The organism is Nostoc sp. DSM 114167, assembly GCF_052692655.1.
The window spans coordinates 975,001-990,328 of sequence record NZ_CP195116.1 but is presented as its reverse complement, the minus strand read 5'-3'; the positions used below and the strand labels follow the sequence as shown (position 1 = coordinate 990,328).

The window sequence follows — 15,328 nt, the reverse complement described above, 5'->3', positions numbered from 1 at the left end:
GACTAATGACTAAATATGAGACCTGCCCAAACTAATCAGTTTGACTACGTAAAAATCGGCTTGGCTTCCCCTGAACGCATTCGTCAGTGGGGCGAGAGAACATTGCCTAATGGTCAGGTAGTCGGTGAAGTTACCAAACCAGAGACGATTAACTACCGAACTCTCAAGCCAGAGATGGATGGCTTATTTTGTGAACGGATATTTGGTCCTGCAAAAGATTGGGAATGCCATTGTGGCAAGTATAAAAGAGTCCGTCATAGAGGTATTGTCTGTGAGCGCTGTGGGGTAGAAGTCACCGAGTCACGGGTGCGTCGCCACCGTATGGGCTATATTAAACTCGCGGCCCCAGTAGCTCACGTGTGGTATCTCAAAGGCATTCCTAGCTATATTTCCATCCTGTTAGATATGCCCTTACGGGATGTCGAGCAGATTGTTTATTTCAACTCTTATGTTGTCCTGAGTCCAGGTAATGCCGAAACTTTAACTTACAAACAGCTACTGAGTGAAGACCAGTGGTTGGAAATAGAAGACCAAATTTATAGCGAAGATTCTGTACTGCAAGGCGTAGAGGTAGGTATTGGTGCTGAAGCGCTGTTGCGTTTGCTTGCCGATATCAATTTGGAACAAGAAGCTGAAAGCCTACGCGAAGAAATTGGCAACGCCAAAGGACAAAAAAGAGCCAAGTTAATTAAGCGACTCCGGGTAATTGACAACTTCATCGCTACTGGTTCAAAACCAGAGTGGATGGTAATGGCAGTTATTCCCGTGATTCCCCCCGACTTGCGCCCAATGGTGCAACTAGATGGCGGACGGTTTGCCACCAGTGATTTAAATGATTTATATCGGCGGGTAATTAACCGTAATAATCGTTTGGCACGCTTGCAAGAAATTTTAGCACCTGAGATTATTGTGCGGAACGAAAAGCGGATGCTGCAAGAAGCGGTGGATGCTTTGATTGACAATGGTCGTCGGGGACGCACTGTGGTAGGGGCAAATAACCGACCTCTAAAATCTTTGTCTGACATTATTGAGGGTAAGCAAGGACGTTTCCGACAAAACTTGTTAGGTAAACGAGTTGACTACTCTGGACGTTCGGTTATTGTGGTCGGACCAAAGCTGAAAATTCACCAGTGCGGTTTGCCTAGAGAAATGGCAATTGAGCTATTTCAACCATTTGTGATTAACCGCCTGATTCGTAGCGGGATGGTAAATAACATCAAAGCTGCGAAAAAGCTGATATCCCGCAACGATCCTAGTGTTTGGGATGTGTTGGAAGAGGTGATTGAAGGACACCCTGTAATGCTAAATCGGGCACCAACGTTGCACCGCTTGGGTATTCAGTCTTTTGAACCAATTTTAGTAGAAGGTAGAGCGATTCAACTGCATCCTCTCGTATGTCCAGCCTTTAACGCCGACTTTGACGGCGACCAAATGGCGGTACACGTCCCACTATCGTTAGAAAGTCAGGCTGAAGCGCGGTTGTTGATGTTGGCTTCTAATAATATTTTGTCACCAGCCACAGGTAAACCGATCATCACGCCTAGCCAAGACATGGTGTTAGGGGCGTATTACTTAACAGCAGAAAATCCCGGTGCAACAAAAGGCGCAGGAAAGTACTTTTCTTCACTAGAGGATGTAATTATGGCTTTCCAGCAGGAGCAAGTTGACTTGCACGCCTATATATATGTGCGGTTTGACGGTGAAATAGAATCAGACCAACCGGATACAGAACCCGTGAAAGTGACGGAAAACGAAGATGGTACCCGCACATTACTCTATAAGTTCCGTCGAGTCAGACAAGACGCTAAAGGCAATGTAATTTCTCAGTATATATATACCACTCCCGGTCGCGTTATTTACAATAATGCTATTCAGGAAGCACTAGCAAGTTAGGGAATAGGGCATGGGGCATAGCGCATAGGGAAAATTACCAATGCCCAATGCCCAATGCCCAATGCCCAATGCCCAATGACTAATGACTAATGACTCAGGACTAATGACTAATGACTAACGAAAAAATGATTTTTCGCAATCGGGTGGTTGATAAAGGTCAACTGAGAAATTTAATTTCTTGGGCCTTTACATATTATGGTACGGCGCGAACCGCAGTAATGGCGGACAAACTAAAAGATTTAGGATTTCGCTACGCTACCAAAGCAGGGGTTTCCATCAGTGTAGATGACTTGATGGTGCCACCAACTAAGCGATTACTGTTAGAAGCAGCCGAAGAAGAAATTCGCGCCACTGAAACCCGTTACCAACGGGGAGAAATCACGGAAGTAGAACGTTTCCAAAAGGTAATCGATACTTGGAATGGTACTAGTGAAGCTTTGAAAGATGAAGTAGTAGTTCACTTCAAGAAGACTAATCCCTTAAACTCCGTATACATGATGGCATTCTCCGGGGCACGGGGTAACATCTCTCAAGTGCGGCAGTTGGTGGGAATGCGGGGATTGATGGCAGATCCCCAAGGGGAAATTATCGATTTGCCGATTAAAACCAACTTCCGTGAAGGACTCACTGTGACGGAATACATTATTTCGTCTTACGGTGCCAGAAAAGGACTGGTGGATACAGCCTTGCGGACGGCTGACTCTGGTTATTTAACGCGCCGATTGGTGGACGTATCCCAGGATGTAATTATTCGGGAATTTGACTGCGGCACCACTAGAGGTCTTGCGATTCAACCAATGACAGAAGGGGCCAAAACTTTGATTCCTCTAGCAACCCGCTTGATGGGACGGGTAATTGGTGAAGATGTGGTGCATCCGGTAACAAAAGAAGTGATTGCAGCACGTAATACCCCAATTTCTGAGGATTTGGCGAAGAAAATTGAAAAATCTGGGGTGAGAGAAGTTGTGGTGCGATCGCCCCTAACTTGTGAAGCCGCACGTTCCGTCTGTCAACACTGCTACGGCTGGAGTTTGGCACACGCCAAGATGGTAGATTTGGGCGAAGCTGTGGGAATTATTGCCGCTCAAAGTATTGGCGAACCTGGTACTCAGTTAACCATGCGGACATTTCACACTGGTGGGGTGTTTACTGGAGAAGTAGCGCAACAAGTTCGTTCTAAAATCGATGGGACTGTTAAGCTTCCCCGCAAACTGAAGACCAGAACATATCGTACCCGCCACGGGGAAGATGCCCTTTATATTGAAGCTAATGGCATCATGCTTTTGGAGCCAACAAAAGTAGGTGATGTTACCCCAGAGAACCAAGAGGTTCACCTTACCCAAGGTTCAACACTGTATGTATTTGATGGAAATAAGGTAAAACAAGGTCAGTTGTTGGCAGAGGTTGCCCTTGGTGGACGCACAACTCGGACTAATACAGAAAAAGCAGTTAAAGATGTAGCCTCTGACTTAGCGGGGGAAGTGCAATTTGCTGAAGTTGTTCCAGAACAAAAAACTGACCGTCAAGGTAATACTACAACCACAGCCGCACGCGGTGGCTTGATTTGGATTTTGTCTGGGGAAGTTTACAACTTGCCGCCTGGTGCAGAATTGGTAGTGAAAAATGGTGATGCGATCGCTTCTAATGGAGTTTTAGCAGAAACCAAGTTAACCAGTTTGCATGGCGGTGTCGTGCGCTTGCCAGAAGCTACCCCAGGTAAGAGTACTAGGGAAATTGAAATTATCACCGCTTCTGTGGTCTTAGACCAAGCAACGGTGACAGTCCAAAGTTCCCAAGGTCGCAATAACTACTTAGTTTCTACTGGCAACAACCAAGTATTTAACCTCCGTGCTACGCCAGGCACAAAAGTGCAAAATGGTCAAGTGGTAGCTGAGTTAATCGACGATCGCTATCGCACAACCACTGGTGGATTCCTGAAATTTGCAGGTGTCGAAGTCCAGAAAAAAGGCAAAGCCAAGCTGGGTTATGAAGTCGTGCAGGGCGGTACACTGTTGTGGATTCCCGAAGAAAGCCACGAAGTTAATAAAGACATCTCTTTACTGTTGGTGGAAGATGGTCAGTTTGTCGAAGCTGGCACCGAAGTGGTGAAGGATATCTTCTGCCAAAACAGTGGTGTGATAGAAGTGACCCAGAAAAACGACATCCTGCGAGAAGTCGTGGTGAAACCAGGGGAACTACTGATGGTGGACGATCCCGAATCAGTTATCGGGCGAGATAACACCTTCATCCAACCAGGTGAGGAATTCCAAGGCAATGTCGCTACGGAATTGCGTTACATCCAGTATGTAGAGACACCAGAAGGACCCGCCCTGTTGAGTCGTCCAGTAGTCGAGTTTGCCGTCCCTGATAATCCAGATGTGCCATCAACGACATCGGTAAGTCAACAAACCGGGCGATCGATTCAATTAAGAGCGGTGCAGCGACTACCTTACAAAGATTCAGAACGTGTCAAATCTGTTGAAGGTGTAGAACTGCTGCGAACCCAGCTAGTTTTAGAAATTGAGCAAGAAGGGGAACAAGACCATAATGCTTCACCCCTAGCAGCAGATATTGAATTAGTAGAGGATACTGAAGATCCAGAAGTTCAACGTTTACAACTAGTGATTTTGGAATCCTTGGTAATTCGTCGAGACATTACTGCCGATGCCACCCAAGGTAGTACCCAGACGACACTTGAGGTACACGATGGGTTAACCATCGCCCCAGGTTCTGTAGTCGCACGTACCCAAATTTTGTGTAAAGAAGGCGGAGAAGTACGAGGTGTTCAAAAAGGAACCGAAAACGTGCGTCGCTGCTTGGTGTTGCGCGACGCTGACAGGCTTCCCATTAATACTAGTACTCAGCCAAAGGTAAAAGTGGGTGATTTGCTAGTAGAAGGTACAGAAGTTGCTCCTGGAGTTTTTGCCCCAGAATCAGGGCAAGTCGTCGACGTTAAAAGTGTCGCTGCTGCATCTGGTGGGGAATCAGCTTTAAGTACTAAAAACTACGTTATTACTACCCGTATCGGTCGCCCTTATCGAGTCAGCCCTGGCGCTGTGTTGCAGATAGAAGACGGCGATTTGGTACAACGGGGTGATAACTTAGTATTGCTGGTGTTTGAACGAGCCAAAACCGGAGATATCATTCAAGGTTTGCCTCGGATTGAGGAACTACTTGAAGCTCGTAAACCGAAAGAAGCGTGCATCTTATGTCGGCGGGGCGGAGAAGTTAAGGTAGTTTACGGTGATGGTGATGAAGCGATCGCCATCAAGGTTGTAGAATCAAATGGCGTGGTGACAGATTATCCTCTGGGACCCGGACAAAATTTGATTGTGCCAGATGGCTCGACAGTATTAGCAGGACAACCCTTGACTGATGGCCCATCCAATCCCCATGAAATTTTGGAAATCTTCTTTAGCTTGGGTTCTGAAGATGGAATCTATGCTTGTGCTAGCCTTGCTTTACAGAAGGTACAAACCTTCTTAGTGAATGAAGTGCAAATGGTGTACCAATCTCAAGGGATTGATATTTCCGATAAGCATATTGAAGTAATTGTTCGCCAGATGACCAACAAAGTCAGGATTGATGATGGTGGTGACACCACAATGCTTCCCGGCGAATTGGTGGAACTGCGCCAAGTCGAGCAGGTGAACGAAGCTATGGCAATTACAGGCGGTGCTAGAGCACAGTACACTCCAGTATTATTGGGGATCACCAAAGCATCGTTGAACACCGACAGCTTTATTTCCGCCGCGTCCTTCCAAGAGACAACACGGGTACTCACCGAAGCAGCTATCGAAGGTAAATCTGACTGGCTGCGCGGATTAAAGGAAAACGTGATTATCGGGCGATTGATTCCGGCTGGTACTGGATACAATACCTATGAAGAACCAGGAGCGATCGATGACTATGCTGCTGAAATTACCAGTAGTGTGTTAGATGAAGTTGACGATCCCCTAGATATGGTCTTAGACGATCGCACAGCTCGCACCTATAATTTAGATTCTCCTACTCTTGGAGAATCTGGCTTTGGCAGCAGACGTGCAGAAAGGTCAATTCTAGATGAAGAAGATGAATTAATTGCTGACGAAGTAGTAGACGACGACGATTACGAGGAAGAAGAGGAAGACGACGAAGATGATTTCGACGATGAATAGAGACTTGAAATTTCGCGTCTAAAAGGTAAAAGGTAATATCGAGTCTGCCCAATTACCAATAACCATACCTCACCTATGCTAGCGCACCCCTTGCCAAGGGGCGCGCTAGTTCCAGTTTTACCCCTAAGGAGCAAGTCGTCATATTCAATTAAAATAACGTGAGTTCGACAAGCCCTTTTTTCACCTCTCCCCCAACCCCTCTTGGACACGGAGAGGGGAGCCAAAACCTTAATTTCTCGTTGCTCCTCCCTTGAGCCGTGGAAGAGGGAGGTTGGGAAGGAGAGGTTCATCGAACTCCTAAGAAAACGCAGTTTTCTTTCGCCCTTCCCGTAGGCGCGCCTTCGTTGGAGACTCACGTTAAAATAAGCGATCGCAATCAATAGACTAAAATTTTCTCTTTCACAGAGTCTAGTCATTGCTTAAAATCTTGTATTTAGTCCTCTTGAGCAGACTTTAGCTATTAGCTTGAGAATTTCTTTCCAATCGGGATAGCAACGAAGTGAATAATTGAAAAGATTTTGGGAATCATAACCCTAGAAAAAGAGGGGATTAAGCATTAGCTGTTATTTTGAATTTCATCTAACTTGGCACGTACTGCCTGGATATCCTGCCACATCAACCATTTTGGCGCACCTCTTTCTTTAGAAGGATTACGCAGCAAGTAAGAAGGATGAAAAATTGGCATACATAAACGCCCTTCCCACTCCAACCACTGACCGCGAATTTTCGTAATCCCCCGCTTATCACCAGTGATTCCTTTGACAGCAGTTGCACCCGTTAACAGAATTATTTTGGGGTCAACTAAGCGAATTTGTTCTAGTAAGTAGGGTAGACAAGCCGCCACTTCTACAGGAGTGGGAACTCTATTATCTGGTGGGCGACATTTATTGATATTGGCAATATATACATCATGCTCGGTAGTCAGATTCACCGATGCCAAAATTTTCTCCAGCAATTGTCCCGATCTGCCTACAAATGGTAAACCCGTTTCATCTTCATTTTGACCTGGCGCTTCTCCCACAACCATAATTGGTGCTTTGAGATTGCCACGTCCGACAACAGCATGAGTGCGAGTGTCTCCCAAAGCACAACGGTGGCAGCGATCGCAATGCTGTGTCAACTCCGTCATATCAGAATAAGTTCCGGGAGCGATCGGAATTTTCGCGTCCGTAGGAATCAGTTCTCGTTGATTAAAAGTTGAGTCGTCGAAGAGGCTGAGTTGGGTTTCGCTGCTCATGAAAATCAGGATTTTGGCATCAGCGCCAGCTGTTATATCTGAGTTAAATAGCCTTTTGGTTGCATATTTATCAGAACAATAAACTTTTGCTGAATACTTAATTAATTATACAAATCTTATTGTATCAGTTAATTTGAGACAAAATTCAGTCATGATAAAAGCAGTGCCGTCTTCAGATGCTGGGGGAAACCATGTCACATACCCCACTTTTCGCCGATCGTATCCATGCAGGTGAGTTATTAGCGCGAGTAATTCATGATGTTTTGACTCAGCAAACTATTGATTCTGGGGTAAAGCCTGTACCAATTGTTTATGCTTTGCCAAGAGGAGGTGTACCAGTAGCAGCACCAATAGCACGTCTTTTAGATTGTCCGTTGACAATTGTTGTGGCAAAAAAGATTAGCCATCCAGAAAACCCAGAGTTAGCAATTGGTGCAGTCACTACTTCTGGAAATGTTCTTTGGGCCGATCAAAAGCTATTTCGCTCTAAACATGATGTGCGATGGCGAGAAATAGCTTTAAATAAAGCGATAAACCTTGCTAAATCTCTTGAGGCTCAATTAATTCCTGCTTGTCCGCAAGTAAATGCAGAAAATGCAACGTTGATCTTAATTGATGATGGTATTGCTACAGGTATGACAATAGCGGTAGCAGCAACTGCGATGAGAGCGCTTTCTCCAGCAGCAGTTTGGCTATGTACTCCAGTAGCGCCACAAAAATTGCTACCTTGGTTAGAACAGTGGGGCGATCGCACAATAATTTTGGAAACACCCGAACCTTTCTGGAGTGTGAGTAATTTTTATGCAGAATTTCCCCAAGTAGATACATTAGAAGTTCTCGTATATCTCCAACAACAAAAAACAATTGGGGGAATTGATCTGTGCGAGTAATTTTGAATTGCTTTCCAGTCTTACTTTTTAACTATTTGAAGATGTTCCCTGCTGATATTGCATAGCTTTGGCATAATCACCCAAAGCGTAACAAGCAACTTTCAGACTGGCAAGAGCTTGTTCTTCACTGCGACGATCTTTGATATTTCTAGCTAACAGCAAACGTTCTTCATAATACGTAATTGCTTTGTTATAGTCACCCAAAGCTTCACAAGCAACTCCTAAACTACTTAAAGACTGTTCCTCACTACGCTTGTCTTGAATTTCTTTGGCTAATTGCAACCGATCTTCATAATACTTAATCGCTTTGGTATAATCACCTAAAGCATAACAAGCATTGCCCAGATTCTTTAGCACCTGAGAAGCACTGCGAACATTTTTTAAGGAGCGTGATAGTACTACACATTGCTCATAATAGGCGATCGCTTTTGGGTAATTGTTCAATGCATACCAAGCATTACCCAAATTCTTAAGTACCTGTTCTTCGCCCCAATGATCTTTGAGTTCCCGCACAATCTCTAGACTTTGCTGTTGATACTCAATAGCCTGTGTAAAATTACTTAAAGCTTTATACACCAATCCCAAATTATTGAGTGCCGCGACTTGACTGCGTTTGTCTTGCAACTGTTGCGTTATTTTCAAACATTTTTCTAGAAACTCAATAGCCTTTTTATGATCGTTCAAATGACGGTATGCATTGCCTAAATGGGAAAGTGCTTGCATCTGCAATGCTAAATCTGAGGTGTTATTAAGCAAAGACAGACACTGTTGGGAGTAAGAGATAGCACCTTTGTAGTCTCCAGCACTGTAAGTTACCAATCCTAAAAAAGAAAGTACCTGTGCCTGTTTTTCTAAATCGCCAACAGCCTGAAACAGCCCCAAGGATTGTTGTAAAGACTTCATAGCCGTTATTAATTCGCCACCTTGCTGCTGTTGAATTCCTTGCCTTAGTAGCTTGGACGCTTCTGACAAATGGTCATCACTTTCTTGTAGAGGTATTATTTCTGCTTGTGAACCAGAGTCAAATTCATGAGTAATTGTATTACGCTTCACTGGTTTTAGGTATGTTATGGGTAATTGCAAGGGAACTGTATTTTTCGATCTGGTTATTCCATTCGCTTTTAGACATCAACTTCTTCCTATGAAGTCTGGTGCTAAATTTAGTATTCCCAAAACCAGGGCGCATCTTTCATCAGTTCGCTTTACCACAGCATAAGTTTAGGACAGGTAAGAGTTATGTATAGCGATCGTTAATTGAGGCTTTCAGGTTTCTGCTCATGAAGAGTAATAACTCTATAGCAATCTTAGAGCGTTTGCGATCGTCTCTATTTGTTATCTATTCGTGTTCTCTACGTCTGGAGTAGTTTGATGAAAAAACTATTTTTGACAAGTTTATTTAAGAGTTTTATTCTCAATATCTTTACTGTATGTATGGTGTAGAATATCCCGCACCTCCATTAAAATTTTTCCTAGCATATTTTTACCACTTCCATCGGCTCCGCAACCCCAGTAGAAATCGATAGGCGAGTTTTCAACAATTTCTACATCGTTTGTAGAAAGTAAAATATCTCTAATATCTGTATGAGTTTGAAATTTACGCAGCACAGCTTGCCGCATGATGTCATCTTTAACCTGTTCCCAATCTTGGCGTAAGGGGCGCGTTCTCTCACGCCCCATTCTTGCTGCATCTTTAGGTGTTTTAACTAGGCGGATTTGTTCTACATGAGGTGTACCCACAAACTTTTGCGCCTGAAAGTAGTGTTCGCTAGTTGACCAATACAATCCATCTAATTCAAAGCCGTGAGACGAAAAGTTAGAGAAACAGCCATACTTTTCACGAGTACTATAAAAATAAATTGTCATAAATTTTGATCCAATTTTTTTTAATTTACTGAATTTGTAAGTTTTTTATAAAACAGATGATTTATTTTCTGTTGATTCAATAAATGCCTCAAACTGACCATTAGGAGTCCACTGAATAGCCCCATCTCGTCCTGTAAAGAACAGTTTAGTTTTGGTTTGATTCAGTTCAGATAAAGCTTTTGTATCAAAGTTGGCAGAAGAAGCGATCGCTACTTGTGGTTGCAAAGCAATCACTAAATCTTTTAATGACTCAGGGGCACACCAAAGCACTTGCGGGCGAGGCAAACTTCCATTTTTAACTAGTTGCTGTACCTCTTTAGATTTAACATTACCTACTAATAGCCAATTTTGATCTAAAATTTGCAATTGTAAAATTGGTAATTGGTCGTTGATTAATTGTGCTACTATCGAACCAGCTTTCACAGATTGACCAACTCCCAAAGGTTGATAAATTCCTTGATGTTTTTGTAGTTCCTGTTGAATCGCCTCAGTTGTAATAGAATTATCTGTTTGAGGTGAATATTCATAAAAATTATTAATTGGTAAACGTTGCATTAATTCAAACCAAGCATTACTTTCGTTACCTTGAAAATCAGTTGCGATCGCCCAATTTATTTGATTTACACCCTGCTGTTGTAAAAACGGTAAAATTGTAAAACGTCCTGTACCTTCATCGCCACTGTTAATGACAGTTACAGTACCTCGGTCTTGAACGACTATAATTGGTTCTGTCCCCGATTCTAAGACTGTTATCCTAAACAATGTATTTTTAGAATGCCAAAGTGGAATGAATACCAAACCAATCGCAATCATATTAGCAAACCACCACCGCTTTTGCCACCACCGCACTAGCCAGACCAATATAATTAGTATATAAATCGCCAAAAGCTGCCAAGTAGATATACTGCCCACCGCCACAGAATTTCCAGGCAAATTGTTAAAAAAATCTACTAGTTTAATTAACCAATCAGTAGGGTAATGTAATATCCCTGCCAGGAAGCTTCCTGCGTCAATCCAAATTAAACCTACTAACGCACTGATGATTCCACCTATACTAATGATCGAAATTAATGGAGTACTGATCGCATTCAGCAACAGACTATAAGATGGTACAACTCCAAAAACAAAAAGTTGCACAGGTAAAGTCCAAATAGTGGCAGCGAGGGGAACAGCAATCAAAGCAGCGATCGCAGGTGGTAGCCATGCTAGGCGATTGATTAATGCCGGTACTGTTACGATTAAGCCCAACGTTGCTAAAAAACTCAATTGAAAACCTAAATCCCAAATCCATAGAGGATTAAACACTAATAACAGAGTTGCTGCTAATAGCAATGACCCGAACTGTTTTACCTTCCTTTTTAATAGCAGACCAACTAATGCCGCAAAACCCATAATTACGGCTCTGAGAACCGCAGGTTGAAAACCTGTTAAACTCAGAAAAATAATTAAAGCCAAAAACCCAAGGGTAAATTGTGTTGCTTTTTTTGCCCGCTTCGTTAACTGTAAGATCACACTCAAGATCAAAGAAGTTTGGAAGCCAGAAGCTGCTAAAGCATGAGCTAATCCAGCTTGTACAAATAAGTCGCGGATATCGTAGGGTAAATCAACAGCTTTGCTACCTAAAACCATTGCGCTGACAAGAGGCCCTTCAGGAATACCCAACCAACGAACTTGCGATCGCACAATTCGCTCTCGAATTTGCCACCATCCCCATTTACGTTCCGGCTCCAAAACATTTATTTGTCGCCCAATCAAACCAGCAAACGTTCCTTCCTGCTTGAGAAACTTCTGAAAATCGAAACCACCAGGATTGGAAGCCGCCTTTGGTTTGTACAAAATCCCAGTAACCGCAATTTGTTGACTAGGGTATAACCCAGTAGCCTGAAGTATAGGAACTGTCACATACAATTTGCCTGTAACGCCTTGTGGGACACCTGCTGCACCTTTATCATTTTTAACTTCATCTAACTGAGTCGTTTCCAGCCAAAATTGTCCTCGTTGACTGCGAGTTAAGCGAGGATTACTCGCCACTTCGCCGCGTACAATCACAAGTTGTTCTTGATTGCTGTTATTTCCAGGCGGGACAAACTGACTAATATCTTTTGCACCCGGTTGTGGTATTCGCCATTGAAAATATAGAGTTGCCAATAATCCCACCAAGCCAGCAGCTAACCATATTCGAGGATGGGGAATCGTTTGCCAAGTATTAGGCACTGTCTTATTTTTGCTTCCAGCATTTTCTGGTTTCTGAGTAAATTGCTGTAATCTGGTGCGTCTTCTAAAAATAATTGCTCCCACTATCCCCAGAACCAAAATCCCTATACCACCCCAAGGAACTGCTGTAAGCAGCAAGCCAAAAATGTAGCTAAGACAAATAATTACACCACTGGTTTGAATCATAAGATTTTTGTAAAAGCACCTGGCAATCCGAATTTGCAGATAGTTTAAATATAGATAGGGCAGCAATCAAGAAAAATCGGCGTTGCTGAATTTGGTTATGAAATTCAAAAATCAAATATTCCAAACTCTTATTATCAGTGCTTGCAGCACCTCTACGTGAGCTTTTTATTTCTTTAAATCAGCAACAGCGAAAAGTTTTTATACTTGTAGTGAGTATAGTCCATCAAGTTTATACAAACAAAGCCCGCACAGGCGGGCCTTATCCTTGTAGCTTTAATGTTTTAGATTCAATATTTAACCGTCTTTGTGTCCTTTAGCAAAAGCCACATCAAAAAAATATACCTAGCTTAAACCTCAGCGGCACAAATATAAACAAAACACAAAATTGTAGTGAATTAAATTTGCCATAACTCTGCGTACTTTGCCTTTATTTTCCGTTACTGGCTTTAAAAACGCTATCATTTTACACAAAACTAGTACTTAGTTCGTGTGTAGCCGCACCTTTTAGGATATTAAACTTCCTGTTGAACCTACAGTATCTTTGAGCAAAGGAAAACCTAACTTCTCCCTTTGCTCAACATATAAATGAGCTACCTTCCTAGCCAAATGCCGAATCCTAGCAATATAGCGAGTTCTCTCCGTCACCGAAATCACACCTCTAGCATCCAGCAGATTGAATGTGTGCGAACACTTCATTACATAATCTAAGCTAGGCAATACCAATGCTCGCTCCGTCAATTGTGTGGCTTCTTGCTCATACAAATTAAATAATGTCAATAGCAACTCAGGATTTGATGCTTCAAAGTTGTATGTACACTGCTCAATCTCACTTTGCAGGAAAACATCTCCATAAGTAATGTTGTCTGTCCATTGTATCTTAGTAAATGCTTCTACTTGCTGGAGATACATTGTTAATCGCTCTAACCCATAAGTTATCTCAATCGACACCGGACGGCAATCAATTCCTCCACACTGTTGAAAGTAAGTAAATTGAGTAACTTCCATACCATCTAACCATACTTCCCACCCAGTGCCCCAAGCTCCCACAGTTGCATCTTCCCAGTTATCTTCTACAAACCGAATATCGTGGTCTTCAGGACAGATACCTAAAGCCCTTAAAGAATCAAGATAAATCTCCTGAATATTATCTGGCGAAGGCTTAATTAGAACTTGGTACTGATAATAGTGTTGAAAACGGTTAGGGTTTTCACCGTACCGTCCATCTGTAGGGCGACGACAAGGCTCAACATAAGCAACAGCCCAAGGTTCCGGTCCCAATGCTCTTAAAAAAGTCTGGGGATTCTTAGTTCCAGCCCCTTTTTCAATATCGTAGGGCTGGGCAATAAGACAACCGCGCGTGCCCCAGAAATGATGCAATAAACTTATTACCGATTGAAAATTCACTCTTGTTCTATCCTTAGTCAACACAGTGCATAAACCATTGTTGCCTACAACCCGGCACTGTGGGCAGTTTCAGGAGAATCAAAAATTATCTAAAATCAATTTGGGAAAAATAGTTGACACGAGGAATTAGGTTCGCTATATTGAATAAGTGCTTGAAGCGGAGCGAGAAAGAGCAACGCTTAAAGGACACCGAACCTTGAAAATATTATAGTTTGAAAGCGATTATACAGCAAGTGTATTGCGTCAAGCAAATAAAAATAACTAAGCTGAAGTTAAAAAAGAGCAGCTATTGAGCTAAAGAGCTTTCCAATTCAAAACGGAGAGTTTGATCCTGGCTCAGGATGAACGCTGGCGGTATGCTTAACACATGCAAGTCGAACGGTGTCTTCGGACACAGTGGCGGACGGGTGAGTAACGCGTGAGAATCTGGCTCTAGGTCTGGGACAACCACTGGAAACGGTGGCTAATACCGGATGTGCCCTTGGGTGAAAGGCTTGCTGCCTAGAGATGAGCTCGCGTCTGATTAGCTAGTTGGAAGTGTAATGGACTCCCAAGGCGACGATCAGTAGCTGGTCTGAGAGGACGATCAGCCACACTGGGACTGAGACACGGCCCAGACTCCTACGGGAGGCAGCAGTGGGGAATTTTCCGCAATGGGCGAAAGCCTGACGGAGCAATACCGCGTGAGGGAGGAAGGCTCTTGGGTCGTAAACCTCTTTTCTTAGGGAAGAACACAATGACGGTACCTGAGGAATAAGCATCGGCTAACTCCGTGCCAGCAGCCGCGGTAATACGGAGGATGCAAGCGTTATCCGGAATGATTGGGCGTAAAGCGTCCGCAGGTGGCAATGAAAGTCTGCTGTTAAAGAGTCTAGCTCAACTAGATAGAAGCAGTGGAAACTACATAGCTAGAGTACGTTCGGGGCAGAGGGAATTCCTGGTGTAGCGGTGAAATGCGTAGAGATCAGGAAGAACACCAGTGGCGAAGGCGCTCTGCTAGGCCGTAACTGACACTGAGGGACGAAAGCTAGGGGAGCGAATGGGATTAGATACCCCAGTAGTCCTAGCCGTAAACGATGGATACTAGGCGTGGCTTGTATCGACCCGAGCCGTGCCGTAGCTAACGCGTTAAGTATCCCGCCTGGGGAGTACGCCGGCAACGGTGAAACTCAAAGGAATTGACGGGGGCCCGCACAAGCGGTGGAGTATGTGGTTTAATTCGATGCAACGCGAAGAACCTTACCAAGGCTTGACATGTCGCGAATCTTGATGAAAGTTGAGAGTGCCTTCGGGAGCGCGAACACAGGTGGTGCATGGCTGTCGTCAGCTCGTGTCGTGAGATGTTGGGTTAAGTCCCGCAACGAGCGCAACCCTCGTTTTTAGTTGCCAGCATTAAGTTGGGCACTCTAGAGAGACTGCCGGTGACAAACCGGAGGAAGGTGGGGATGACGTCAAGTCAGCATGCCCCTTACGCCTTGGGCTAC

8 protein-coding genes and 1 rRNA gene (1 of these 9 cut by a window edge) are annotated in these 15,328 nt (G+C 43.7%); 4 read left to right on the top strand and 5 right to left on the bottom strand.

Features of this window, described 5'->3' with window-relative positions:
- The first annotated feature begins 15 nt into the window (after positions 1–15).
- The gene (locus NSTC731_RS04050) at positions 16–1,893 is read left to right on the top strand and encodes a DNA-directed RNA polymerase subunit gamma (RefSeq protein WP_322693495.1); all 1,878 of its coding nucleotides are present in this window, start codon (positions 16–18) and stop codon (positions 1,891–1,893) included.
- Positions 1,894–2,003: 110 nt separating this feature from the next.
- On the top strand, positions 2,004–6,050 hold the full coding sequence (locus tag NSTC731_RS04045) for a DNA-directed RNA polymerase subunit beta'' (RefSeq protein WP_445629729.1): 4,047 nt from the start codon (positions 2,004–2,006) through the stop codon (positions 6,048–6,050).
- Positions 6,051–6,606: 556 nt separating this feature from the next.
- Here NSTC731_RS04045 and NSTC731_RS04040 read toward each other — a convergent pair.
- On the bottom strand, positions 6,607–7,287 hold the full coding sequence (locus tag NSTC731_RS04040) for a uracil-DNA glycosylase (RefSeq protein WP_445629728.1): 681 nt from the start codon (positions 7,285–7,287) through the stop codon (positions 6,607–6,609).
- 191 nt (positions 7,288–7,478) lie between these two features.
- Here NSTC731_RS04040 and NSTC731_RS04035 point away from each other — a divergent pair, with 191 nt between their 5' ends.
- Complete coding sequence (locus NSTC731_RS04035) at positions 7,479–8,177, top strand: phosphoribosyltransferase (RefSeq protein ID WP_445629727.1); 699 nt, start codon at positions 7,479–7,481, stop codon at positions 8,175–8,177.
- Between the two features lie 27 nt (positions 8,178–8,204).
- Here NSTC731_RS04035 and NSTC731_RS04030 read toward each other — a convergent pair whose 3' ends face one another.
- From NSTC731_RS04030 to glyQ, 4 genes are all read right to left on the bottom strand, one after another.
- Positions 8,205–9,230, bottom strand: coding sequence for a tetratricopeptide repeat protein (locus tag NSTC731_RS04030; RefSeq protein WP_445629726.1), 1,026 nt, complete (start codon positions 9,228–9,230; stop codon positions 8,205–8,207).
- Between the two features lie 339 nt (positions 9,231–9,569).
- Positions 9,570–10,040, bottom strand: coding sequence for an NADAR family protein (locus NSTC731_RS04025; RefSeq protein ID WP_445629725.1), 471 nt, complete (start codon positions 10,038–10,040; stop codon positions 9,570–9,572).
- Positions 10,041–10,085: 45 nt separating this feature from the next.
- A complete protein-coding gene (locus tag NSTC731_RS04020) occupies positions 10,086–12,440 on the bottom strand; it encodes a ComEC/Rec2 family competence protein (RefSeq protein WP_445629724.1) in 2,355 nt (784 codons plus the stop codon).
- Between the two features lie 504 nt (positions 12,441–12,944).
- Entirely contained in the window at positions 12,945–13,844 is a 900-nt protein-coding gene (gene glyQ, locus NSTC731_RS04015; RefSeq protein ID WP_445629723.1) for a glycine--tRNA ligase subunit alpha, read from the bottom strand.
- Between the two features lie 313 nt (positions 13,845–14,157).
- Between glyQ and NSTC731_RS04010 the strand changes: the two genes are divergently transcribed.
- Positions 14,158–15,328: ribosomal RNA gene (locus NSTC731_RS04010) — 16S ribosomal RNA — on the top strand (it continues 318 nt past the right edge of the window).

Bases quoted from the DNA above. Each gene is read 5' to 3' on its own strand.
- NSTC731_RS04040 (WP_445629728.1), bottom strand. From the start codon at position 7,287: ATGAGCAGCGAAACCCAACTCAGCCTCTTCGACGACTCAACTTTTAAT.
- NSTC731_RS04045 (WP_445629729.1), top strand. From the start codon at position 2,004: ATGACTAACGAAAAAATGATTTTTCGCAATCGGGTGGTTGATAAAGGT.
- NSTC731_RS04020 (WP_445629724.1), bottom strand. From the start codon at position 12,440: ATGATTCAAACCAGTGGTGTAATTATTTGTCTTAGCTACATTTTTGGC.
- NSTC731_RS04050 (WP_322693495.1), top strand. From the start codon at position 16: ATGAGACCTGCCCAAACTAATCAGTTTGACTACGTAAAAATCGGCTTG.
- NSTC731_RS04035 (WP_445629727.1), top strand. From the start codon at position 7,479: ATGTCACATACCCCACTTTTCGCCGATCGTATCCATGCAGGTGAGTTA.
- NSTC731_RS04025 (WP_445629725.1), bottom strand. From the start codon at position 10,040: ATGACAATTTATTTTTATAGTACTCGTGAAAAGTATGGCTGTTTCTCT.